A 21,723-nucleotide genomic window follows, 5' to 3' on the forward strand; every position below is an offset into this window, starting at 1 on the left:
GTGGCCGTAGGGCAGCAGATGTTCGGTCGGGATGCCGATCTTCTGGCCGATCTCCTGGATCTGCTTTTTCCTGGCGCTACGCGCGATCTCGATGTCGGACTTCACTTCGGCCATATTTCCCTCCGGAACGGTATTCGATCCAGGCAGCGCCGGATCGAGATGGGTTCAAAGACGCGGCGACCGCTGACCTGCCGCGCGGAATACGGAGGCCACCCTATTCGCCATCGAAAGCGTGATCGTCATCGCCCAGACGCGGCCAGGCACAAGCGGTCAGCCAACCGGCTTTGCCAAGCGTTCGGCCTGCTTTGACGAAGCAATTTTGCGGCCGATGTCCCTCGGCTTGCGATTGAGATCAGACGAGGCCGGCCCAAATGCCCAGCCCCAAACCGGCCACAGTCCCACCTGTCAGTTTGACAAGCGGCGAGCCGCCAATTGCTGGTATGCCCGCCCCAGACGCCATCCCTGCGGCGTTGAGCAGTGCCGTCGTCAGCACGAAACGCAGCGCGGAGCCGGTGATGCTGCCACGACGCATTTCGGCAACAAAGAACATCATACGCAGGAAAGCATCCGGCAGAAGCCAGCTGAACCTCCGAACAGATGTCCCACTAGCCCACGGCACGATGACCAGGACATAGTCCTAGCCGCCAACCGGATGAGAAAGAACGGGGGGCAACCCCATCTTCGCGGCCGGTTCCGGATGAACCTGAGCCGCTGCGGTTGGAAGCGAGAATGCAGTCATCAGAAGGGGATCTAGTCATGGGGCTTCTCCGGTTGGAACGAAAACTATGCCGGCTGAAAGCTTCCCCAGCTGACGGGAAAGCTTTCAAAGCCTAGATTAGGCAAAGCTCTTGGTGCGGGTGTCGCCGGGATCATATAGCGGCATCACCGACAACTTCGCATCTGCTCGTTTGGCATTCCTCAGCACGACCGCAACGTCCAGGCTCGGAACGGCGTGGGCCGGATTGACATAAGCCATAGCGGTTCCGCGCTTTCTGGTCGGTGAGAAGGATCCGCTGGTGACAATTCCGATCTCGCGGTCTCCGACAACTATCTTGTCGCCGGTTTCAGCCACGTCGCCGGACGGAATGTCGAGCCAAACCATCCGGCGGGTTACCCCTTCGCGGACAATTCGCTGCAAGGCCGCCTTGCCTATGAAATCCTCTTTTCCAAACTTCACCGCAAAGCCAATGCCGGCTTCGAAGGGATTGGTGCGATGATCATGATCCTTGCCGACCAACAGATATCCGGCTTCCTGACGGAGGCTCTCCAGGGCAGCCTGGGCACATGGAGCAATGTTGTAGGGCGCGCCAGCCGTCATGACCAGGTTCCAGATGGTCGGGCCTTCGGCCGAACGGAAATGGAGCTCGAAACCGGCTTCACCCGTGTAGCCCATACGTGCAATGATGCACTCGATGCCGGAAATTTTTGCGGGCCTGAACCGATAGTACCCTATGGTCGACAGGTCGATGTCGACCAGTGGCTGCAGCACGCGATTGGCCTTGGGCCCTTGCACCGCAAGCGTTGTATGCTTGTCGGTCACATTGGTGGTGGTCACGTTGTATGAGTTCGCCTGCTTGGAAATCCAGGAGTAGTCGTCTTCCGATCCGCTGATGATCATGTACTTGTTTTTGTCTAGGCACCAAATCGTGCAGTCGTCGATCATCTGACCGTCTTCGTCACACATCGCGGTGTATTGCACGGAGCCGATCGTCTTCTTGGAATAGTCGTTCGTCGCGAGCATCTGGATCAACCGAAGCGCATCGGGTCCTTCGATCACAAATTCGGCCATATAATCCAGATCACATAGCGAAACGCTCTCGCGAGTAGCCAAGTGTTCCCCGGAATGTCCGACGCTATACTCCCAAGGTAGGAAGTAGCCGAATAGCTCGACCATCTTGGCCCCATACTCAAGGCCGCTTTCGTAAAACGGAGTCTTCTTCATTGCGAGTTTCTCCTCCTAGTGCGCAAAAACAAAAAAGCCCCCGACGGCGCCATCGCGCCAGTCGGGGGCTTCAAATACCCCAATTCCGATGCAGCTAGCCCGCTGCATTCCCTTTCTTATTTTCTTCTCTCGATCTCTGTCAAGGCATTTTGTGACGAGAGGTTCGAAGACCGCGAGCGCGCGAGAGCACGGGTGCGCCGCCAGCCGCTCGCGGAGGGGTTCGTCTCGGGCCGGCAGCCTCCAACCCCAAACGTTCTACGCTGTCAGATGCATTCATATGCGAGGTCCTTAGCTTCCAATGTCGAGGGCGGCCCAGTTGATTGGTACTCGTCGAGGACGAAGAGTTTTTGTGCGGTTGCTTGATCGAAATGTCTCTATAGACGGTTCTCTAAGCACTACCTCGACTATCCTGCATCTGAACTACGAAGATTTCCTGACCTCGGATCGGGCGATCGGGCCGTATGATTGACCCTTCCAGCAAAAACATGGTGTCGGCCAGCTGCTCGACGACCTGGTCTGGATGGGCCCGTGCACAAGGGCGCGCGATCCGGCTGAACAGACCTGCTCATGATGAATATGCCGCACGCTACCGCGTTCACCGCCCCGTGGAGGCCGGCATCCGGGGGGATCATGTTGGCCGATTTGCAGCGGAGCTCCGGCATCACTAGCTTCAGGTTGCGACCGTTCCGTGCAGAATCTGCTTACCAACGTCCGGCAGAGCCCGTGAAGTTGGTCTTGTCGACCTCGGGTTGGCCGACGAGCGCCTGGCCCGGAAATCCCGCAAAGACGCGGCTTGAAAGCGGAGCGACGCGCCTTCCGCTGATCAGGAGATTCTGCTTTCCACACCGACATGTGGTTCATTTTTCTCTCCGAGCCCTGCAACTCCGGCGAGAGCTGGCTTCTGTCCAAGGCTTACGCGCAGAAATCGAAGCGTGACTATTTTGTATTGCTCGACGGATTGCCTCTGTCGTTGTGGCGCGCCCATGCAGAACCTGGCCCATAGTGCCTCCTTCCAATCAGAGGAAAATAATGCACCATTAAAGGTCGGATGAAACACCTAGCCTAGCTCATCAGCACGATCTGTATGTCGGCAACATTCGTGCCGGTGGCGCCGGTGATCAACAGATCGCCCGAACAGGCAAGTGCGTGGTAGGAATCGTTGGTCTCCAGGCTACTGACCGGGTCATGGCCCTGTTGTCGTATCCAGTCTGGCGATCCTTGGTCGACGATGCCGCCTGCCGCGTCGGTCGGGCCGTCGAGACCGTCGGTTCCACCGCTGAGGAACACCCATTGTCTGTCGATAGGTTGGAGTTCGTTCAGCAGGGCGAAATACAAAGCCAACTCCTGGTTGCGCCCACCCTTGCCGTTGCCTCTCACCTTGACGGTCGTCTCGCCGCCACAGACGACGGCGACCGGCCCATTGCTTTCTGCGGCAGCGCGCGCGATGCGATGAAGCTCCGCGGCTGCATCGAGAACATCGCCCTCAAGCCAATCGCTCGCATGGACAACCGAACCGAATTCGGTTTCGGCCTTGCGGACCACCGTTCGCAGGCTGATCGCATTGCTTCCGATGACGATGTTTTCGACATTGTCGAAGTCAGTTGCGGTCGCATCGGTCATGGCGTTCATCTGCTCAAGCCTGCACTTCAGTGCGGCCGGCAGGTTCTGCCACAGCCCATATTTGTCGAGCACCTCAAGCGCCCGGCACGCGGAGCTGCGCGGCCTGGCAGTCGGGCCGCTGGCGATCGTGGCGATATCGTCGCCGGGAACATCGGACAGGATCAACGACAGCACTTTGGCTTTCCCTGCCAAGCGGGCCATTTGGCCGCCCTTGAGACGAGAGAAAATCGGCCTGACAGCGTTTATCTCGCTGATATCCGCGCCGGAGCGAATCAAGGCATCATTGAGCGCGATCTTGTCGGTGAGCTCCACCCCGGGCGACGGCGCACACAGCAGGGCAGAACCGCCCCCGCTGACCAGAACGAGAACCAGATCGCCTTCTTGCGCGCACAAAACCGCTTCTTCGATCGCGGCCGCGCCAGCAATGCTGCCTTCGTCGGGGATGGGGTGTCCGCCGGCGATCACCTCGACGCCATCGATCGATTCCAAATTCTCGTGGTTCGTCAGCGCAATGGCTGTCACCAGCCTCTCCCCAACAAAAGGCAAGGCGGCCCGCGCCATTGGACAGGCCGCCTTGCCGAATGCGACCAGAATGATCCGCGAGGCCTGCTCGAGCGTGGCACTGCGTTCGGCAAGTGCCGCCGCCACTGCTTGCTCGGGATTCGCCGCAGCCACGCCCTCGAGAAACAATGCCACCGCTTCTCGCCGAAGAGACTTGAGCAGGCTGGCGGATTGGGTGATCATTCAGGCCACCCTATCTAGGGTCGGGAGGCCTTCGAAAAAGGCGGTCAGGTTCTGCACCGCCTTCATCCCCATTGCAACGCGTGTTTCTTCGGTAGCGGAGCCGAGATGCGGAAGCAGCACTGCATTGTCCAACCGCATCAGCCTTTCGGGAACCAAAGGCTCCTCAGCAAAGACATCCAGCCCCGCGCCCGCAATAAAGCGGTTCTCGAGCGCATCGATGAGCGCATCCTGATCGACCACGTCGCCACGCGCCGTATTGATCAGGAACGCGCTGCGCTTCATTACGCCAATGCGCCTAGCGTCGATCAAGTGTCGATTTTCAGCGCCGCCGGGGCAATGCAGCGACACGAAGTCCGATTGCGCCAATACGTCCTCGATGGTTAGCAACTTGTTTGCTCCCATGGCGCGGACCTGATCGTCATCGACCGGTGAACGGTTGAAGAAGACGATCTTCATGTCGAAGCCGAAATGGGCGCGTTTGGCTACTGCCTTGCCGATGCGGCCCATGCCGATAATGCCGAGCGTCTTTCCAGAAAGCCTGGTTCCAATCATGTGGGTCGGGCACCATCCGGCCCATTCGCCGGCCCGCAGCTGCCGCTCGCCCTCGCCCGTGCGGCGGGCAACGGCAAGCAGCAGGCTCATGGCAATGTCGGCCGTGCAATCGGTCAGCACGCCCGGAGTGTTGGTCACGGCGATGCCACGCTGCCGCGACGCTTCCAGATCGATATGGCTGAAGCCAACGCCGAAATTGGCAATCAGCTTGGTCCGCGCGTCCTCATCGGGAAAGACCGAGGCAGAAAGCTTGTCGCTGACCGTCGGCAGGACGGCGTCGAAATTCAGGAAGGCGGCCTTGAGCTGCGTTGCGGTCAACGGAATATCACCGGCGTTCAAAGTGGTGTCGAATCGCTCTGCAAGGATTCGCTCGACGGCCGCCGGCCAACGTCGGGTCACAATTATGCGTGGCTGCATGACAATTCCCAGCTGATGAAGGCGGGCCAGCGGCCAGCGCTGACCCGATTGTGCAAACCCGAAGGTCAGGCGGCTTTCTTGTGTTCGGCGAGCACACCGGCGACTGTCGACCCGAACGCGGCCGGGGTTGGCACGATGGCAACGCCGGCTTCTTTGAGGATCTCGACTTTTTCCTGCGCCGACTCGCCAAAGGCTGAGATGATCGCGCCGGCATGGCCCATGCGCTTGCCCTTCGGCGCCGAGAGACCGGCAATGTAGGCAATCAGCGGCTTCTTCATATTCCACTTTGCCCACTCGGCGGCTTCAGCTTCCTGCGGTCCGCCGATCTCGCCGATCATCACCACCGCATCAGTATCCTCGTCGCGCTCGAACAATTCCAGCATGTCCTTGAAGGAGGAGCCATTGATCGGATCGCCGCCAATGCCGACGCTGGTGGACACGCCGATGCCGAGCGCCTTCATCTGGGATGCGGCCTCGTAGCCGAGCGTGCCAGAACGCCCGACAATGCCGATCCGGCCGGGCAGGTAGATGTTGCCCGGCATGATGCCCATCAGCGCCTGTCCCGGCGTGATGATGCCGGCGCAATTCGGCCCGACCAGCTTCATGCGATCCTCGAAGCGATAGCGCCGCATGTAGCGCTTGACGTGCATCATGTCCTGAGAGGGGATGCCGTCGGTAATGCAGACACAGAACTTGATCCCGGCATCCGCAGCTTCCATGATCGCGTCGGCGGCAAAGGGCGGCGGCACGAAGACAATGCTGGCATCGGCTCCGGTTTCGCGCACCGCGCCCTTCATGGTGTTGAATACCGGGACACCCAGATGGGTCTGTCCGCCCTTGCCGGGCGTCACGCCGCCGACCACCTTGGTGCCGTAGCGCTTCATGTCCTCGGCATGGAAGCTACCGATCTTGCCAGTGAAACCCTGAACGAGGACGCGCGTGGTGCGATTGAGCAGAATTGCCATATTTCCCTCCCGTCAGGCTGCGTTTTTCTTGGTGACTGCTTGCCAGGCGGCAACCGCCTTTTCGGCGGCCTCGGCCAGCGTGTCGGCGACGAGCACATCCTCGCCGGATTCGGCCAGGATGCGCTTGCCCTCGTCGACGTTGGTGCCGGCCAATCGCACCACGAGCGGAACGTTGACGCCGACTTCGCGGATCGCCTTAATGACGCCTTCGGCCACCCAGTCACAGCGGTTGATTCCGGCGAAGATGTTGACGAGGATGGTCTCGACATTCTTGTCGCCGAGAACCGCGCGGAACGATTTCGCAACCCGCTCGGGCGAGGCGCCGCCGCCGATGTCGAGGAAGTTCGCCGGCTCGCCGCCGGCGATCTTGATCATGTCCATCGTCGCCATGGCCAGCCCCGCGCCATTGATGATGCAGCCGATACTGCCTTCGAGGCCGACATAGGACAGGCCACGGTCACTGGCGAAGGTTTCGCGCGGATCTTCCTGCGACTTGTCGCGGAGCTCGGAAATTTCGGGGCGGCGGAACAACGCGTTCTCGTCGAACGACATCTTGGCGTCGAGCGCCATCAGATTGCCGTCACGCGTGACGACCAGCGGATTGATCTCCAGCATTGAGGCATCGTAGTCGCGAAACACGCGGTAGCAACCAAGCAGCGTTTCGGTCGCCTTACCAATCAGGTTGTTCTCGAGACCAAGGCCGAATGCAATCTCGCGCGCCTGATAGTGCTGCATGCCCGCGCCAGGGTCGACAGTCGCGCGAATTATTGAATCGGGCTGCTTTTCGGCGATCTCTTCGATCTCCATGCCGCCGGACGCGGAGGCGACGATCATCACCCGCTCGGCCTTACGGTCGAGGACAAAGGCGAGATAGATTTCCTGGCGGATGTCGACGGTCTCTTCGATATAGAGCCGCGACACCAGCTTGCCGCGCGGCCCCGTCTGATGCGTCACCAACTTTCTGCCCAGCATCGCCTCGGCCGCATCGCACACTTCCTGGTCTGATGCACAGATGCGGATGCCACCGGCTTTGCCGCGCGCACCGGAATGGATCTGCGCCTTGACGACCCATTTGCCGCCACCGATCTCGCTCGCACGATATGTCGCCTGCTCAGAGCTATAGGCCAGACCGCCACGGGGAATGTGGACGGAATAGCGCGAGAGAAGTTCCTTCGCCTGATATTCGTGAATGTCCATGTCGAGTTCCTCTTCAGACGTTTGCGGCAGTGCGCGGCTGCGCCGACCGCTCAATGGCGTCGTTGACCACCAGAACGTTGCGCGCCATGCGTTCCGACGCGGCGTCGATCATCTTGCCGTCGAGCGCGGCGGCACCCTTGCCCTGCTCCTCCGCCTCTTTCAGCACTTCGAGGATGCGGCGGGCGCGCGTGACTTCCTTCTCCGGTGGCGAGAAGACGTCGTTGGCCAAGGCAATCTGCGAGGGATGGATCGCCCATTTGCCTTCGATGCCGAGCGCGGCGGCGCGCCTGGCAGCCGCCTTGTAGCCTTCCGGATCTGAGAAATCGCCGAACGGTCCGTCGATGGCGCGCAGGCCATAGGCGCGGCAGGCGACGGTCATCCGCGACAGGGCGAAATGCCACTGGTCGCCGGGATAGTCGGGGTTGAGGCCGCCAATATTGACGGTGCGCGCCTTGCAGCTTGCCGCATAGTCGGCAACACCGAAATGCATGGCTTCCAGCCGTCCGGGGGTGCCGGCGATAGCCTCGACATTGGCCATGCCAAGCGCGGTCTCGATCAGCGCTTCCAGGCCGACACGGGTCTTGAAGCCCTTGGCCATCTCGATCTGGTTGACCATGGCCTCGACCATGTAGAGATCGGCCGGAACGCCGACCTTCGGCACCAGGATGGTATCCAGCCGGTCGCCCGCCTGTTCCATGACGTCGACCACGTCGCGGTACATGTAGTGCGTGTCGAGGCCGTTAATGCGCACCGAAACGGTCTTGCCCTTGGCGCGCCAGTCGATGTCATTGAGCGCCTGGATGATGTTCTTGCGTGCGCGTTCCTTGTCGGGCGGCGCGACGGCGTCCTCGATGTCGAGGAAGATGAAGTCAGCGGCGCTGTTCGCTGCCTTGTCGATCATCTCCGGGCTCGATCCGGGAACCGCGAGCTCGCTACGCTGGAGACGCAATTTTCGAAGATGGTTGATCGTGTGGCTCATGATCTTTCTCCTCCCATTTGACCGATCACGCCGCGTTGGCGAGCGCGGGCTTTTCCGAAAGGCAGAAATGCTCGATCGCCGCGCCGACGCCGGATCCGGGCGCGAGCTTCACGTCGCAGTCGAGCAGGGCCATTTCGACAGCCGACAGTGCGCCGCAGATCATCACTTCGTTTAGCCAGCCGAGATGGCCGATGCGGAAGACCTTTCCGGCGACCTTGCTGAGGCCAACGCCGAGCGACGTGTTGTAGGCTTGGTGAGCCCGCCGGACGACAGCGGCGCTGTCGATGCCTTCAGGCACCAGAACGGCGCTCACCGTGTCGGAATGCCACTTCGGCTCCTTGGCGCAGAGGCGCAGGCCCCAGGCATCGACGGCCTTGCGCACGCCCCCGGCCAGCCGGTGATGGCGGGCGAAGATGTTTTCGAGGCCTTCCTCGGCGATCAGGTCGAGCGAGGCGCGCAGGCCGCGTAGCAATTGGGTTGCCGGCGTGTAGGGAAAGTAGCCGGTGTCGTTGGCTTTGATCATGTCGTCGAAAGAGAAATAGCAGCGGTGGTGTTTGGTGGACTTGGCTGCCGCAAGCGCCTTCTGGCTGACGGATAGGAAGCCGAGGCCGGCGGGGAGCATGAACCCTTTTTGCGAGCCGCTGACGGCACAGTCGACGCCCCACTCTTCCTGACGGAAATCGATGGAGCCGATCGACGACACGCCGTCGACGAACAGCAGCGCGGGGTGACCGGCAGCGTCGAGCGCGGCGCGGATGGCGGCGACATCGCTGGTGACGCCGGTCGCGGTCTCGTTATGCGTGCAGAACACCGCCTTGATCTGGTGCGCCCTGTCGGCCTGAAGCCGCTCCGCATATATCTCGACGGGAACGCCGGTTCCCCATTCGCAATCGACTACGTCAACGTCCATGCCGAAGCGTTCGGCCATGTCGATCCACAGATGCGAGAACTGGCCGAAGCGCGACATCAGCACCTTGTCGCCCGGGCTGAGCACATTGATCATTGCAGATTCCCAGCCGCCGGTTCCCGACGAAGGGAAGATGAAGACACGGCCCGTCTCGTTCTTGAAGACCTTCTTGATGTCCTCGAATAGCGGCAGCGTGAATGAAGGGAAGGTCGGTGAACGCATGTCCTCCATGGACACGTTCATCGCCTGCCGGACCGATTCCGGAACGTTGGTCGGTCCTGGGACGAAAAGGTGATTGTATCCAGCCATGACTTCTTCTCCTCAGTTCGACGCAAGGACCCGGGTCAGACGATTGACTGATCAGGACCATTGTCTGATTTCCCGTGAGGAATACCTTCTCAGAGAGACCGGAAAAACACCTGTCCGGATAGGGAATATCACCGCTCGGCATCGGAAAAACTCCAGAGTGAGGAGGCAGGAAAAGACCGAACGGATAGGCTGGACCTACCCGTCGGAAGGCTTGCGCGTAGGTGTCGCCGATGTTGGCTGTGGCGATTTCAACCATGACTGTGCTGATTGGAGGCAATTGTGATGCGTCGGCCAATGTATTAAGGGCGTTGCCCCGTATTGATCTCCGACGCAGCCGATGCCATCGCTACGGCATCGGCTAATATCCCGATCGATGCCAGTGCGTTGCCGTGCCCAATCGGCGCAGCAGCAAGGGGCGGCCAGCAAAAATCGTCGCGTCCGATGAAGTTCATGTCGCGCGCTTTTAATTCTTTGTTTTCATGCATGTCCAATACCGAACAGGACTTTGGTTACATGCAACACGTGTAGCTTGGCTATAGATTGCGAGACGTAGTGGAGGCGGCGCGGTTGGCGGAGGGGCTCCTATGTCGCGGCTGCGACCCCGCGGCGCTCGTGGCAGAGCGCTAGCATCAGCCTAGCGCCATCGGCGAATGTCGAGCGACCACCTTCAAGCGACACCCTGTCAGCCGGGCGCAGGATGTCGAAAAGCGCGTCAAGCGTTCGCCTTGGGAGCAGGTCGGTACAATCAATCATCCGACAGAAGATGGAGCTGATCATCAAATGCCGCCCATCGACCTGGATCCTGGGTTCGTCCGCGTCGGCGACCCACTCATCACAGAACTCTAAGGCATCTTGAAATGCCAGGTGCATCCCGATCGGCGCGTGCCCATCGTGAAGCGGAGGCAGAAATTGCGACGCTTCGCAGCGGCCTTCATGCGGAAAACGGCATACATCTGTCTTTTCCATGAAAACGATGGCCTCCACCGATCACCACCTTGCTCAGCGCACTCCAACCGTGACGCCGGCGTGCTTGGGACTTTGCCTATCTGTCAGTCTAGCTCAACGAAAGCGGCAGAGCGGCGGGTGCCGCCTCCAGATATGTCTCGGTCGGATCCTCAGGACAAGTTCGAAACGGTCGTCTCGTTTGATCATGTCGCCAAGCGCAGCCAGCACCAGTGGATTCCGCTCCGCGATCATGACTCTGAAACTGCTGACTTCAGCCATGGGTCATCAGCCCCGGCACATCAATGCTCACCGTACTTCTACGCGCCCCGCGCTATCAGTTGTGTCTCCCACGCGACCCAAATCACTCGTATATCGGGAATTTGCGCACCAGCGCACCGACCTCATCGCGAACCTCGCGCTCGAGGGTGGCGTTGCCGGCTTCTCCGTTGGCCGCCAGCCCGTCGATGACTTTCATCGTCAGCCGGCCCACCTGGCGGAATTCATCGGCCAGGAAGCCGCGCGTCGTGCAGGCGGGCGTCCCGAGCCTGACGCCCGATGTGACAGCGGGGCTTTGCGGATCGAAGGGAATGCCGTTCTTGTTGCAGGTAATATTGGCGCGGCCAAGGGCCGCCTCCACGGCCTTTCCGGTCAGCTGCTTGCGGCGGAGGTCGACAAGCATCAGATGAGTGTCGGTGCCGCCAGAGACGATATCGACGCCGCTCGCCGCGATGGTTTCCGCCAACGTCTTGGCATTGGCGACGACATTTGCCGCATAGCTCTTGAAGGCAGGCGTCAGCGCCTCGCCGAAGGCGACCGCCTTGGCGGCGATGACATGCATCAGCGGCCCGCCCTGCAGGCCGGGGAACACCGAGGAATTGATCTTCTTGCCGATCTCCTCGTCGTTCGACAGCACCATGCCGCCGCGCGGCCCCCGCAGCGTCTTATGCGTGGTGGTGGTCACGACATGCGCATGCTCGAGCGGATTGGGATGGACGCCGCCGGCGACAAGACCGGCAAAATGCGCCATGTCGACGAACAGCTTGGCGCCAACCTCGTCGCAGATGCCTCGAAACACCTGGAAGTCGATGATGCGAGGATAGGCCGAGCCGCCGGCAAGGATGATTTTCGGCCGGTTCTTGAGTGCAAGGTCGCGGACCTCGTCATAGTCGATCCGTTGGTCTTGCGGCCTCACGCCATAGGAGACGACATTGAACCATTTGCCGGACTGGTTGACCGGAGAGCCATGGGTCAGGTGACCGCCAGCCGCAAGATTGAGCCCCATGAACGTATCGCCAGGCTGCATCAGCGCCATGAACACCGACTGGTTTGCCTGGCTGCCTGAATTGGGCTGGACGTTGGCATAAGAACAGTTGAACAGCGCCTTGGCGCGATCACGCGCCAGGTCTTCGACCTCATCGACGTACTGGCAGCCGCCATAATACCGCCGGCCGGGATATCCCTCGGCGTACTTGTTCGTCAGCACCGAGCCCTGCGCCTCCAGCACAGCCTTCGAGACGATGTTTTCCGAGGCGATCAGTTCGATCTCATCGCGCTGCCTGTGCAATTCGCGGTTCATCGCGGCGCTGACAGCCGGATCGAATTCGGCCACGCCTGCATGGAAGAACTGGCCCAGGCTGCCGAGGCCCGGTCTTGCGGGAATGTTCATGAGGACCCTCCTTTTCAGGCGCGACGGCGCCGTCCCTAGTTTCTAGCCGGTCCATCCAAGGCCGGCGGATATGCAGTTGATCGACAGCAGCAGCGCATTGATCGCCCGCTTCGGGCTCGGTGCAGCAGTGTCTTGTGTTCTGACTTCGTGCAGCAGTTGAACCTGAAGCCGGTGGATGTCGTCCATCTGCGGCCGAATACGGTCGACGTGGCGCTTGAACGCCTGGAAGCGGATCGATAGATCGACCCCACCGGTGATCTCTCCGATCATCTTGCGCGTCAGCTCGTATTCGGTGGCGATCTTCCTGTGGATGCGCTCGCCGGTTTCAGGTTCGCTGACAAGGCCGGCGTAGAGGCGCCCGATCTCCATGTCGGCCTGGTAAAGCGTCTTGTCGACCTCATCGACGATGAGGCGGAAGAAGCGCGAGCGCTCGAACATCTGTTTCAGCAGGTCCGCGCCATGGTCGCCGCGCACTGTAACGAAGGAATTGAGCGCACTGCCGATCCCATACCATCCGGTCAGCAGATGGCGGTTCTGGCTCCAGGCGAAGACCCATGGGATGGCGCGAAGATCGGCGATGCTGCTGGCGCCGAACCGGCGCGCCGGGCGTGATCCGATTTTCAGCAGTGCAAGTTCCTCGACGGGGCTTGCCTGATTGAAATAGTCGATGAAGCCGGGCTCGTTGATGAGGCTGGCGTAAGACGCCTGCGACATGCCGGTCAGTGCATCGAGCGCCTCCTCGAACTCCGGAATGTCCTTCAGTTCGGCCTCGTCGGCCGACTTGACGCTGTGGGCAAGCACGCTCGCCGCCAATATCTCGAGTTGATAGAGGCCCGTCCCGCGGTTGGCGAATTTCGATGACACCACCTCGCCCTGCTCGGTCACGCGCATGACGCCACCGACCGTTTGCGCTGGCTGTGCTGCGATCGCCCTGCCGGTCGGCGCGCCGCCACGGCTGACCGATCCACCTCGGCCATGGAAAAAGCTGATCTTGATCTTGTTTTTCTGGCCGGTCCGGGTGAGGCGCTTCTGCGCCTTGCTCAGTTCCCAGTTGGAAGCGAGGAACCCGCCATCCTTGTTGGAATCGGAATAGCCGAGCATGATTTCCTGGCGGTTGTCAAAATCGCGTATCGAGCGGCGAACGATCGACGTGCCGAGCAACTGGTCCATAATCTCGGGAGCGGCTCGCAAGTCGCCGATCGTCTCGAAAAGCGGCACGACTTTGAGCCTGATCGTGCCCGATCCGTCGAGCGCGGTTGCCAGGCCGCAATACTGGGCGACGAGATAGACGGCCAGGATGTCCTCGGGCGACTGCGTCATCGACAGGATGAAGGCGCCAATCGACATGCTGCCGGTGCCCACCGCGGCATCGCGAATAACGTCGAACAGATCGAGCAGCTCCCGGGCTTCCTCGGTAAGCTGGCTACGCTTTATCTCGAGCCGCTCGCCGGCATGAAGGCCTTCGCGGATGCGCGCCGACCATTGCGGGGTTCCCGGGCGGGGTGCCGTCGATTGCGCTGGGGCGGCGGCAAACAATTCGGCCAGGACCCGGTTCACCACCGTCGAGTTCTGTCGGATATCGAGCGAAACGGTGCGGAAGCCAAAGCTATCGAGCTGCCGCTGCAGCGGCTGAACGAACCGCTTGGCGATCAGGCTGCCGCCGATCCGATCGAGCACGTTCGTCAGCGAAAGGAGATCCTTGCTGAAGGCCTCTTCGTTCGGGTAGGCAACGCCGCTCCCCTGACCGCGTAGTGCCTCGAGCCGGCGCAGCATGGCGGCGGCGAACTGCCGAAGAGGCTCGTCGGAATTCCTCGCCGCGATCTCTTGCCCCTCGCCGCTCATTTCAAGCGCGACCGCCAGCGCCGGTCCAAAGATCTCGGGGATGTCCACGACGTTCGAACTCGCGCTCAGCACCGTGACAAGACGCCGAACCTGCCCCTGATACCACTCGATCGCGGCATTGCGGCATTCCAACAGCGTGAATGCGGTGATCTTCGCTGTCACATAGGGGTTGCCGTCGCGATCACCGCCAATCCATGAACCGTAGCGCATGAACGACGGCGCCTTGAGATCATACTGCGGATAATGGCGTCGCAACGCGCTCTCCAGCGTCTCATAAAGCTGTGGCGTCGCCTCGAAGATCACCTCCCGGAAGAAATGCAACCCCCAAGCGATCTCGCGCTCGACGGATGGCCGTTCCAGCCGCAGCTCACCGGTCATCCACAATATCTCGATCTCGCTCTTGAGATCGCGGATCAGCAGCTCGCGCTCGCGCGGCGACCATCTTTGCTGTTCAAGTTCGGTCAGCTTGCGATAGATGCGGCGGTGGATTTCGAGCACCGTGACGCGTTTGGCCTCGGTGGGATGCGCCGTCATGGTCGGGCCAACGCAAAGACCGTCCAAAACCTCCTGCACCGCTTCTGGCGAATAGCCGCTCGCGGCTATCTGGCCGATGACATTAGAAAACGATCCGACGATATCGTCGGAGCCGCCGGCCTGCTCAAGCTCGCGGCGCGAGCGCATTGCGTTGAGTTCGCTGGCAATGGCCAGCAGCTGAAACCAGATTCCGCTAGCCTGCAAAGCGGCAATGCGCCGCTCTTTGGGAAGCATGTCGAGATCGACGAGCCCGTTTAGCACCTCCGCTATGTCGGGCTCGCGATCATTGACGACCGACAGCAACAGGCGAAACAGGAGGCTTCTCGCGTCCTCGCGGAAACCAATTGGCCGGCTTTCCTCCAAACCGTCACCCTGTTCTTCATAAGAGCGGTGTGTGTGTTCCAGGAGCGTGATCATCTTCGTGCCTTCGCGGCCTGCTGAGGTACCTAAGAGCCTGCTGATATTCCTAGTAAGAATATTTTTTATACGGGAGCATCGCGCATCCAGTGCTCGCTGCATGTGACGTCTTTAAGCGACATTTTTGGCCTGTGAGGGACGCCCGAACGGGTAGATTCGGCCTTCATTCGGGTAGCCTAAGCACTGTTCGATTAGAGACCTGCGAAAAGCGCCGGTTTGCGTGCATCGCATTGAAGATACGCTAAACAGCGCTAAGCCAGAGCAAGCTGCCCAACCGCGTCCTGACTGCCTATCAAACTGGTTGGGCGATTGAAACGGCCATGAGTTGGATCGCCTGGTCCGGCTCCTTTGAGCCTTCACGTCCTGCTTTGAGCCCGCATGACGAAGCTGGCGAAAAACTCGCTTCCCCCGATCGAAGACTGCGACGCCTTTCTATACGCTTGGGCTGCTGACCACTCGAATCGCGGCGGGTTATGACCACATCACATCAAACATCGGTGCAGCGATCATCGGCTGGTTCGGCACCGCCACACTCTGCTACCGTTCACGCCCAAGGAGCATCTTGGTCTCCCCGCTCGCGAAGCGGCGTGATCAACTACAAGATTGCCAACCATGCCGCCTGCCTGGCGAAGGATCATCCGGCTGCGGAGGTCAAACAGCGCGGTTCCATAGCCATACCTTGCGCAAGGAAGGCACAAGGTGGCATTGTTCTGCTCGATGTGCAGGCCGAATTCTGTTCCAGCGTATTTCCCCAGCGATCGAAATCCTCCTAGCGACAGCTCCTGTAAGATGATCAGTGTTTCTTAAACGCGATCTACATGATAGTCGCGCAAAGTCAGATTGCAGGGCCAAGTCAACCGGCGTTATGGGGTTTCGGCTCCTGGAGCAGTGACTCAAAACCGTCTAACGCTTCGAAACCAGAGGCTCGCCGCGAAAGTCGTAGAAGCCGGGCCCGTCTTGCGGCCGAGCCACTCGGCCTCGACATATTTCACCAAAAGCGGGCAGGGGCGGTATTCGAATCCGACAGGCCCTCATGCAGCACCTGCATGATCGACAGGCACGTGTCGAAACCGATTGGAGTCCGCCAGCTGCAGCGGTCCCATGGGATGGTTGGCGCCGAGCTTCATCGCGGTGTCGATCGCACCGACCGTACCGACGCCCTTATAAAGCGTGTAGATCGCGTCGTTGATTATCCGCAGCAGGATGCGGTTGACGATACAGGCCGGGAAATCCTCCGAGAGGGTGATCGTCTTGTCGAGCTGCTTCACATAATTTTTGCCTACCTCGAGGGTCTGGTCCTCGGTGTCGATGCCGCGCACCAGTTCGACCAGCTTTTCATCACCGGAACCGGATTCATGAAATGTATGCCCATGAAGCGTTCCGGCCGGCCGGTCTGCGAAGCCAGCCGTGTGATCGAGATCGATGACGTGTTCGTCGCCAGGATGGTCGGGGTTGAGCTGCGGGCAGAGCTGGGCGTAGATCTTATGCTTGACCGTTTCGTCCTCGGTGCCCGCCTCGATCACCAGATCGGCGCCGGCGAGATCGGCCATCGCGGAGGCCGCCGAAATGCGTCTATCGCCTCGTTGCGGCCCTTCTCCTCCAACTTGCTGGAGCCGACCTGGCGCGCCATGTTGCCACTAATGGTGGCGATGCCCTTCTCGATGCTGTCGGGCGGAATATCGTAGAGGTCGTCATTCAAGAACCATTCGTCGTGTTTCGCCATGACAAGACCCGAGCACCTAGGTTGGTACGCGGTCCGGCATAGCAACATACTCGCGCCTTCTGGCACCGGTGTAGAGTTGGCGCGGGCGGCCGATCTTCTGGCGTGGATCCTCGATCATTTCCTTCCACTGGGCGATCCAGCCGACCGTGCGGGCCACCGAGAACAGCACGGTGAACATGGTGGTGGGGAAGCCGAGCGCCTCCAGGGTGATGCCGGAATAGAAGTTGACGTTCGGGTAGAGTTTCTTCTCGATGAAATAGGGATCGGTCAGCGCGATCTTTTCCAGTTCCATCGCGATGTCGAGCAGCCAATCGTCCTTGATGCCGAGTTCGCCCAGAACCTCATGCGCCGTCTTCTGCATGATCTTGGCACGCGGATCGTAGTTCTTGTAGACGCGGTGGCCAAAGCCCATCAGGCGGAATGGATCGTTCTTGTCCTTGGCGCGGGCGATGAATTCCGGGATGTGATCGACATGGCCGATCTCGCCCAGCATGTTGAGCGCCGCTTCGTTGGCGCCGCCATGGGCCGGGCCCCACAGGCAAGCAATCCCGGCGGCGATGCAGGCGAACGGGTTGGCGCCCGAGGAGCCGGCGAGGCGAACGGTCGAGGTCGAAGCGTTCTGCTCATGATCGGCATGCAGTATGAAGATACGCTCCATGGCGCGCGCCAGCACCGGGTTGATCTTGTACTCCTCGCACGGCACGGCAAAGCACATGTGTAGGAAGTTTGCCGCGAAACCGAGATCGTTCTTCGGGTAAATAAAGGGCTGGCCGATGTGGTATTTGTAGGCCATGGCCGCGATCGTCGGCATTTTGGCGATCAGGCGCATGGAGGCAACCATGCGCTGGTACGGGTCGGAGATGTCGGTCGAGTCGTGATAGAAGGCCGACAGCGCGCCAACCACGCCGCACATCACCGCCATCGGGTGCGCGTCGCGGCGGAAGCCGGTGAAAAAGCGCGACATCTGCTCGTGCACCATGGTGTGGCGCGTCACCCGGTAGTCGAAATCGTCCTTCTGCGCCTTGGTGGGCAGCTCGCCGTAGAGCAGGAGGTAACAGACTTCGAGGAAATCGCCGTGTTCGGCCAGCTGGTCGATCGGGTAGCCGCGATGCAGGAGGATGCCGGCATCACCATCGATGAAGGTGATTTCCGACTCGCAGCTTGCCGTCGAGGTAAAGCCGGGATCGTAGGTGAAGGCGCCTGTTTGATCAAACAGCTTACCTATGTCTATCACGTGGGGGCCCATCGTGCCCGGGTGGACATCCAGTATGCACTGGCGCCCCTCCGTCTCCAAGACTGTAGTTCCCAAGTCCATTGTTCGCACTCTCAATGGGAGGACGGTGGGATCGCATGACACTGAAGCCAGGCTTATAATCGCGTTGCACGAGAAAGGCTTAGGCGGGCGCTTCCTGAAGCGCTCACCCAAACGACTAGCTCTCAAGCAATCACCCGGCGAACTGATTCATGGTGTTGTGAATGCCGCCCGCCGTCAGCGCCGCCTCACCAGCGAAATACTCCTTGTGGTCATCGCCCAAATCGGAGCCGGCCATGTTCTGGTGTTTGACGCAGGCTATTCCTTCACGAATTTCGCGGCGCTGCACGTTTGCCACGTAACCCAACATTGCCTGCTCGCCGAAATACTCTTTGGCGAGATTGTCAGTTGACAAAGCGGCCGTGTGGTAAGTCGGCAAAGTGATGAGATGATGGAAAATCCCCGCGCGAGCCGCCGCATCGCGCTGGAATGTGCGGATCTTCTCGTCAGCCTCGAGGGCCAGATCTGAACTGTCGTAATCTGCGCTCATCAGTTTCGCGCGATCGTAGGCGGCGACTTCCTTCCCCTGCGATAGCCATGCGTCAAAAACCTGCTGACGGAAGTTAAGGGTCCAGTTAAAAGAGGGCGAGTTGTTGTACACGAGCTTCGCGTTGGGGATGACCTTGCGAACCCGGTCAACCATGCCTGCGATCTGCTCTACGTGTGGCTTCTCGGTTTCGATCCACAGCAAGTCAGCGCCATTTTGCAGCGCATTGACGCAGTCCAGAACACACCTGTCCTCGCCCGTGCCTTGCCGGAACTGGAAGAGGTTGGAGCGAAGTCGCTTCGGTCGGAGTATTTTGGAACCACGTGTGATGAGAACATCTCCGTTTGAAATCTCGCCATCCGCAACTTCTTCACAATCGAGAAACGAGTTGTAGAGGTCGCCGATGTCGCCTTCCTCGACGCTGAAGGCAATCTGCTTCGTAAGTCCCGCGCCAAGAGAGTCGGTGCGCGCAACGATAATGCCGTCGTCTATCCCCAGTTCAAGGAAAGCGTACCGACAGGCGCGGATTTTGGCGACAAAATCTTCGTGCGGGACCGTGACCTTGCCGTCTTGATGGCCGCACTGCTTCTCGTCCGAGACCTGATTCTCAATCTGGAGCGCGCATGCCCCAGCTTCGATCACTTTCTTGGCCAGAAGATAGGTGGCTTCCGTGTTACCAAACCCAGCATCGATGTCAGCAATGATGGGCACGATGTGGGTTTGGTAGTTGTCGACTGAGTCCAGCAGCCGGCGCTCGTGTGCTGCATCGCCTCGCTCTCTTGCCTTGTCGATTTCTGTGAAGATCATGCCAAGCTCGCGAGCGTCGGCTTGGCGCAGGAATGTATACAACTCCTCGACCAACGCAGGAACGCTGGTCTTCTCGTGCATCGACTGGTCGGGCAGCGGCCCGAACTCGGAACGAAGCGCCGCAACCATCCAGCCTGACAGATAGAGATAGCAGCGATCGGTTGACCCCAAATGCTTCTTGATTGATATGAGTTTTTGTTGCCCGATGAATCCATGCCAGCAACCAAGAGATTGGGTGTACTTGCTGGAATCTTGATCATAGGCGGCCATGTCTTTTCGCACTATAGCCGCGGTGTACTTGGCGACGTCGAGGCCGGTCCGAAACCTGTTCTGCAGCCGCATGCGTGCGACTGCTTCCTCCGATATGCCTCGCCAACTCGCATTGACCCGAATTACGCTGACTGCCTCTTCGAGAGTGTTCCGGTACGACATCGTTCGTGCAAGCCTTTCAATAAAAATTCAATGTCTAGGCTAGCTCGGATTGGGGCGGTGTATAGGGCGAATCTTGTCACGCTGTAAGACTTTACAGCCATTGTTAGTAAGTATGTAAGTTTGTAAGCCTGTGGAGCGTTGGGGCGTTACGGAGTGCGCGCATCATAGATGCGGTTGGGACTGGAGACGTGCTTCACCGTCATTGGTTGCCAGCCAAGCCGGCAGACTCGCCCCCGACGCTATTGACAGCCCTCGGCCACCCAAGTGCTGGGCGCTTCGCCCGATCCGCTCTCAACTTCGTGATGCGTCGCGGGGTACGGTTCTTTGGCCCAAGGCCTTCAGACTTTACAAAGAAGCGTTGTGATGTTGTAACTTCGGGATGCAAAAACCCGGCGTATACCTTGGCCCCCGGTTACGGCGGCTTCGCAAAGACCTAGGCCTGACGCAGGCAAATATCGCCACCGAAATAGGCATATCGCCATCGTACATTGCTCTGATGGAAAGAAATCAGCGACCGGTCACCGCGGAGGTGCTGATTCGTCTGGCAAAGACCTATACGATAGAGCTCGCGACCTTAATGGAGGACAAGGATCCGAGCTTGGTGGATCGGCTAAAAGCCACAATGAAGGATCCCATATTCGCCGATATTGGAATCTCGCCGGTCGAGATCGCTGATCTCTTGAGTAACTTTCCGGGTTTTGGGGATGCGATGCTCCGCCTGTACACGGCTTACAGGAGCGAACAATTTGCTCTCGCGGACTTGCAGCAGCTAGCAGGCAGCCGAGGCAACGTGGACGGCCAAACGGATCCAGTTGCTTCTGTTAGAGTATTCTTGGCAGCACACCGAAACTGCTTTCCTCAGCTAGACTCAGCTGCTGAGGAAATTGCCCTGGAAGTCAGCCATGCAGGTGGACTTGTAGCGTTTCTAAAGCATCGACATGGGTTGAGTGTGCGACGCTTGCCGCACGACGTCATGATGGGGTCGGTTCGGCGCCTCGATCGGCACCGGAGAGAAATCCTGCTCGATGACGGACTCGATGTAGCTAGCCAGAATTTTCAGTTAGCCCAACAGCTTGCATACCTAGAGGTTAACGACGAAATTCAGAAGACTGTTGAGGGCGCAAACCTCGTTTGCGAGGACGCCCGTCACCTCGCTCATCGCGCGTTAGCTGGGTACTTTGGCGCCGCGGTTTCTATGCCCTATGTGCAGTTTGCAAAGGCAGCCGAGAGCAAGCGATACGATGTCGAAGCGATCTCCCGGCAATTCAACACAAGCTTCGAGCAGACAGCTCATCGCCTGACTACACTGCAAAAGCCCGGCCAAGAGCGCATACCATTCTTCTTCATCCGCGTCGACAACGCCGGAAACGTCTCGAAGAGGCTAGATAGCGCCAATTTCCCATTTGCGCGGCACGGAGGCGGATGCCCTTTGTGGAGCTTGCATCAGGTATTCACTTCACCAAGAACGGTCGTGACCCAATGGCTGGAGTTGCCTGATGGTCAGCGCTTCTTTTCGATCGCAAGAACGGTGAGTTCGGGCGGAGGAGCTTATGCGTCCACCCGAGTGACGCGTGCTGTGGCTTTGGTCTGCGAAGCACGCCATTCCGAGCGGATGGTTTACTATGACCGCGATATCGCTCCTGTGTACACTCCAATCGGCATATCCTGTCGCCTTTGTCATCGGGCTACATGCTTGTCTCGCTCAGAGCCGCCAATCGGGCGTAGCATATTGGCTGATGCGTTCAGACGTGCCGAAGCTCCTTTTGACTTCTCTGACTGAAAGCCCAGACCTATTTGGGGTGGGAACAAGAGCAGTGCGAATCGTACGCTAAGGGCGAACGGAACATGCACTATGCCGGAGCTCGGATGTGCAGCCTCCGATCTCTGTGGGTTGGCACCGCAAGGCACCAGTTTTGGTTTCTTCGT

At 59.7% G+C, this 21,723-nt stretch carries 16 protein-coding genes and 2 pseudogenes; 2 read left to right on the forward strand and 16 right to left on the reverse strand.

Going from position 1 to position 21,723, the window contains the following annotated elements; translation table 11 throughout:
• From LB556_RS31105 to LB556_RS31165, 13 genes are all read right to left on the reverse strand, one after another.
• The coding region (locus LB556_RS31105; protein WP_224571235.1) for a formate--tetrahydrofolate ligase at positions 1-114 on the reverse strand (114 nt) is incomplete at its 3' end.
• Positions 115-352: 238 nt separating this feature from the next.
• On the reverse strand, positions 353-553 hold the full coding sequence (locus LB556_RS31110) for a hypothetical protein (RefSeq protein WP_181167534.1): 201 nt from the start codon (positions 551-553) through the stop codon (positions 353-355).
• A gap of 282 nt (positions 554-835) precedes the next feature.
• Positions 836-1,942, reverse strand: coding sequence for a glycine cleavage system aminomethyltransferase GcvT (gene gcvT, locus LB556_RS31115; RefSeq protein WP_140884266.1), 1,107 nt, complete (start codon positions 1,940-1,942; stop codon positions 836-838).
• Between the two features lie 1,062 nt (positions 1,943-3,004).
• Entirely contained in the window at positions 3,005-4,306 is a 1,302-nt protein-coding gene (locus tag LB556_RS31120) for a glycerate kinase (RefSeq protein WP_224571228.1), read from the reverse strand.
• A complete protein-coding gene (locus LB556_RS31125; RefSeq protein WP_224571236.1) occupies positions 4,307-5,275 on the reverse strand; it encodes a 2-hydroxyacid dehydrogenase in 969 nt (322 codons plus the stop codon).
• Between the two features lie 65 nt (positions 5,276-5,340).
• Positions 5,341-6,240 carry a succinate--CoA ligase subunit alpha gene (gene sucD / locus LB556_RS31130; protein ID WP_140884262.1) on the reverse strand — a complete coding sequence of 300 codons (900 nt, stop codon included), beginning with the start codon at positions 6,238-6,240 and terminating at the stop codon, positions 5,341-5,343.
• Positions 6,241-6,252: 12 nt separating this feature from the next.
• Positions 6,253-7,437, reverse strand: a complete 1,185-nt coding sequence (locus tag LB556_RS31135; RefSeq protein WP_140884261.1) for a malate--CoA ligase subunit beta — start codon at positions 7,435-7,437, stop codon at positions 6,253-6,255.
• A gap of 13 nt (positions 7,438-7,450) precedes the next feature.
• Positions 7,451-8,416, reverse strand: a complete 966-nt coding sequence (locus tag LB556_RS31140) for an HpcH/HpaI aldolase/citrate lyase family protein (protein WP_224571229.1) — start codon at positions 8,414-8,416, stop codon at positions 7,451-7,453.
• Positions 8,417-8,441: 25 nt separating this feature from the next.
• Positions 8,442-9,632, reverse strand: a complete 1,191-nt coding sequence (locus tag LB556_RS31145) for an aminotransferase class V-fold PLP-dependent enzyme (RefSeq protein ID WP_224571230.1) — start codon at positions 9,630-9,632, stop codon at positions 8,442-8,444.
• A gap of 299 nt (positions 9,633-9,931) precedes the next feature.
• Positions 9,932-10,117, reverse strand: coding sequence for a hypothetical protein (locus LB556_RS31150; protein ID WP_140884256.1), 186 nt, complete (start codon positions 10,115-10,117; stop codon positions 9,932-9,934).
• Positions 10,118-10,214: 97 nt separating this feature from the next.
• Positions 10,215-10,598, reverse strand: coding sequence for a hypothetical protein (locus tag LB556_RS31155; protein ID WP_140884254.1), 384 nt, complete (start codon positions 10,596-10,598; stop codon positions 10,215-10,217).
• A 340-nt stretch (positions 10,599-10,938) separates the two neighbouring features.
• Positions 10,939-12,243 (reverse strand): serine hydroxymethyltransferase, encoded by a 1,305-nt coding sequence (gene glyA, locus LB556_RS31160; RefSeq protein WP_140884253.1) that lies wholly within the window; start codon positions 12,241-12,243, stop codon positions 10,939-10,941.
• Between the two features lie 42 nt (positions 12,244-12,285).
• Positions 12,286-15,036, reverse strand: coding sequence for a phosphoenolpyruvate carboxylase (locus LB556_RS31165; RefSeq protein ID WP_224571231.1), 2,751 nt, complete (start codon positions 15,034-15,036; stop codon positions 12,286-12,288).
• A gap of 427 nt (positions 15,037-15,463) precedes the next feature.
• Here LB556_RS31165 and LB556_RS31170 point away from each other — a divergent pair.
• A pseudogene (locus tag LB556_RS31170) lies at positions 15,464-15,765 on the forward strand (phosphomethylpyrimidine synthase ThiC); the annotation flags it as partial.
• A gap of 174 nt (positions 15,766-15,939) precedes the next feature.
• Here the strand turns inward: LB556_RS31170 and LB556_RS32135 are convergent.
• From LB556_RS32135 to LB556_RS31185, 3 genes and pseudogenes are all read right to left on the reverse strand, one after another.
• Positions 15,940-16,759 (reverse strand): annotated as a pseudogene (locus LB556_RS32135) (3-hydroxybutyryl-CoA dehydrogenase).
• Between the two features lie 16 nt (positions 16,760-16,775).
• Positions 16,776-18,074 carry a citrate synthase gene (gltA, locus tag LB556_RS31180; protein ID WP_224571232.1) on the reverse strand — a complete coding sequence of 433 codons (1,299 nt, stop codon included), beginning with the start codon at positions 18,072-18,074 and terminating at the stop codon, positions 16,776-16,778.
• A 130-nt stretch (positions 18,075-18,204) separates the two neighbouring features.
• On the reverse strand, positions 18,205-19,797 hold the full coding sequence (locus tag LB556_RS31185) for an isocitrate lyase (protein ID WP_224571233.1): 1,593 nt from the start codon (positions 19,795-19,797) through the stop codon (positions 18,205-18,207).
• A 379-nt stretch (positions 19,798-20,176) separates the two neighbouring features.
• On the opposite strand from LB556_RS31185, the gene LB556_RS31190 reads away from it, so the two are divergent.
• Entirely contained in the window at positions 20,177-21,577 is a 1,401-nt protein-coding gene (locus LB556_RS31190) for a short-chain fatty acyl-CoA regulator family protein (RefSeq protein WP_224571234.1), read from the forward strand.
• The last annotated feature ends 146 nt before the right edge of the window (positions 21,578-21,723 follow it).

This window comes from Mesorhizobium sp. ES1-4 (assembly GCF_020164745.1).
GTDB lineage: Bacteria > Pseudomonadota > Alphaproteobacteria > Rhizobiales > Rhizobiaceae > Mesorhizobium.

Bases quoted from the DNA above. Each gene is read 5' to 3' on its own strand.
- LB556_RS31110 (WP_181167534.1), bottom strand. From the start codon at position 553: ATGATGTTCTTTGTTGCCGAAATGCGTCGTGGCAGCATCACCGGCTCC.
- gcvT (WP_140884266.1), bottom strand. From the start codon at position 1,942: ATGAAGAAGACTCCGTTTTACGAAAGCGGCCTTGAGTATGGGGCCAAG.
- LB556_RS31120 (WP_224571228.1), bottom strand. From the start codon at position 4,306: ATGATCACCCAATCCGCCAGCCTGCTCAAGTCTCTTCGGCGAGAAGCG.
- LB556_RS31125 (WP_224571236.1), bottom strand. From the start codon at position 5,275: ATGCAGCCACGCATAATTGTGACCCGACGTTGGCCGGCGGCCGTCGAG.
- sucD (WP_140884262.1), bottom strand. From the start codon at position 6,240: ATGGCAATTCTGCTCAATCGCACCACGCGCGTCCTCGTTCAGGGTTTC.
- LB556_RS31135 (WP_140884261.1), bottom strand. From the start codon at position 7,437: ATGGACATTCACGAATATCAGGCGAAGGAACTTCTCTCGCGCTATTCC.
- LB556_RS31140 (WP_224571229.1), bottom strand. From the start codon at position 8,416: ATGAGCCACACGATCAACCATCTTCGAAAATTGCGTCTCCAGCGTAGC.
- LB556_RS31145 (WP_224571230.1), bottom strand. From the start codon at position 9,632: ATGGCTGGATACAATCACCTTTTCGTCCCAGGACCGACCAACGTTCCG.
- LB556_RS31150 (WP_140884256.1), bottom strand. From the start codon at position 10,117: ATGCATGAAAACAAAGAATTAAAAGCGCGCGACATGAACTTCATCGGA.
- LB556_RS31155 (WP_140884254.1), bottom strand. From the start codon at position 10,598: ATGGAAAAGACAGATGTATGCCGTTTTCCGCATGAAGGCCGCTGCGAA.
- glyA (WP_140884253.1), bottom strand. From the start codon at position 12,243: ATGAACATTCCCGCAAGACCGGGCCTCGGCAGCCTGGGCCAGTTCTTC.
- LB556_RS31165 (WP_224571231.1), bottom strand. From the start codon at position 15,036: ATGATCACGCTCCTGGAACACACACACCGCTCTTATGAAGAACAGGGT.
- gltA (WP_224571232.1), bottom strand. From the start codon at position 18,074: ATGGACTTGGGAACTACAGTCTTGGAGACGGAGGGGCGCCAGTGCATA.
- LB556_RS31185 (WP_224571233.1), bottom strand. From the start codon at position 19,797: ATGTCGTACCGGAACACTCTCGAAGAGGCAGTCAGCGTAATTCGGGTC.
- LB556_RS31190 (WP_224571234.1), top strand. From the start codon at position 20,177: ATGCAAAAACCCGGCGTATACCTTGGCCCCCGGTTACGGCGGCTTCGC.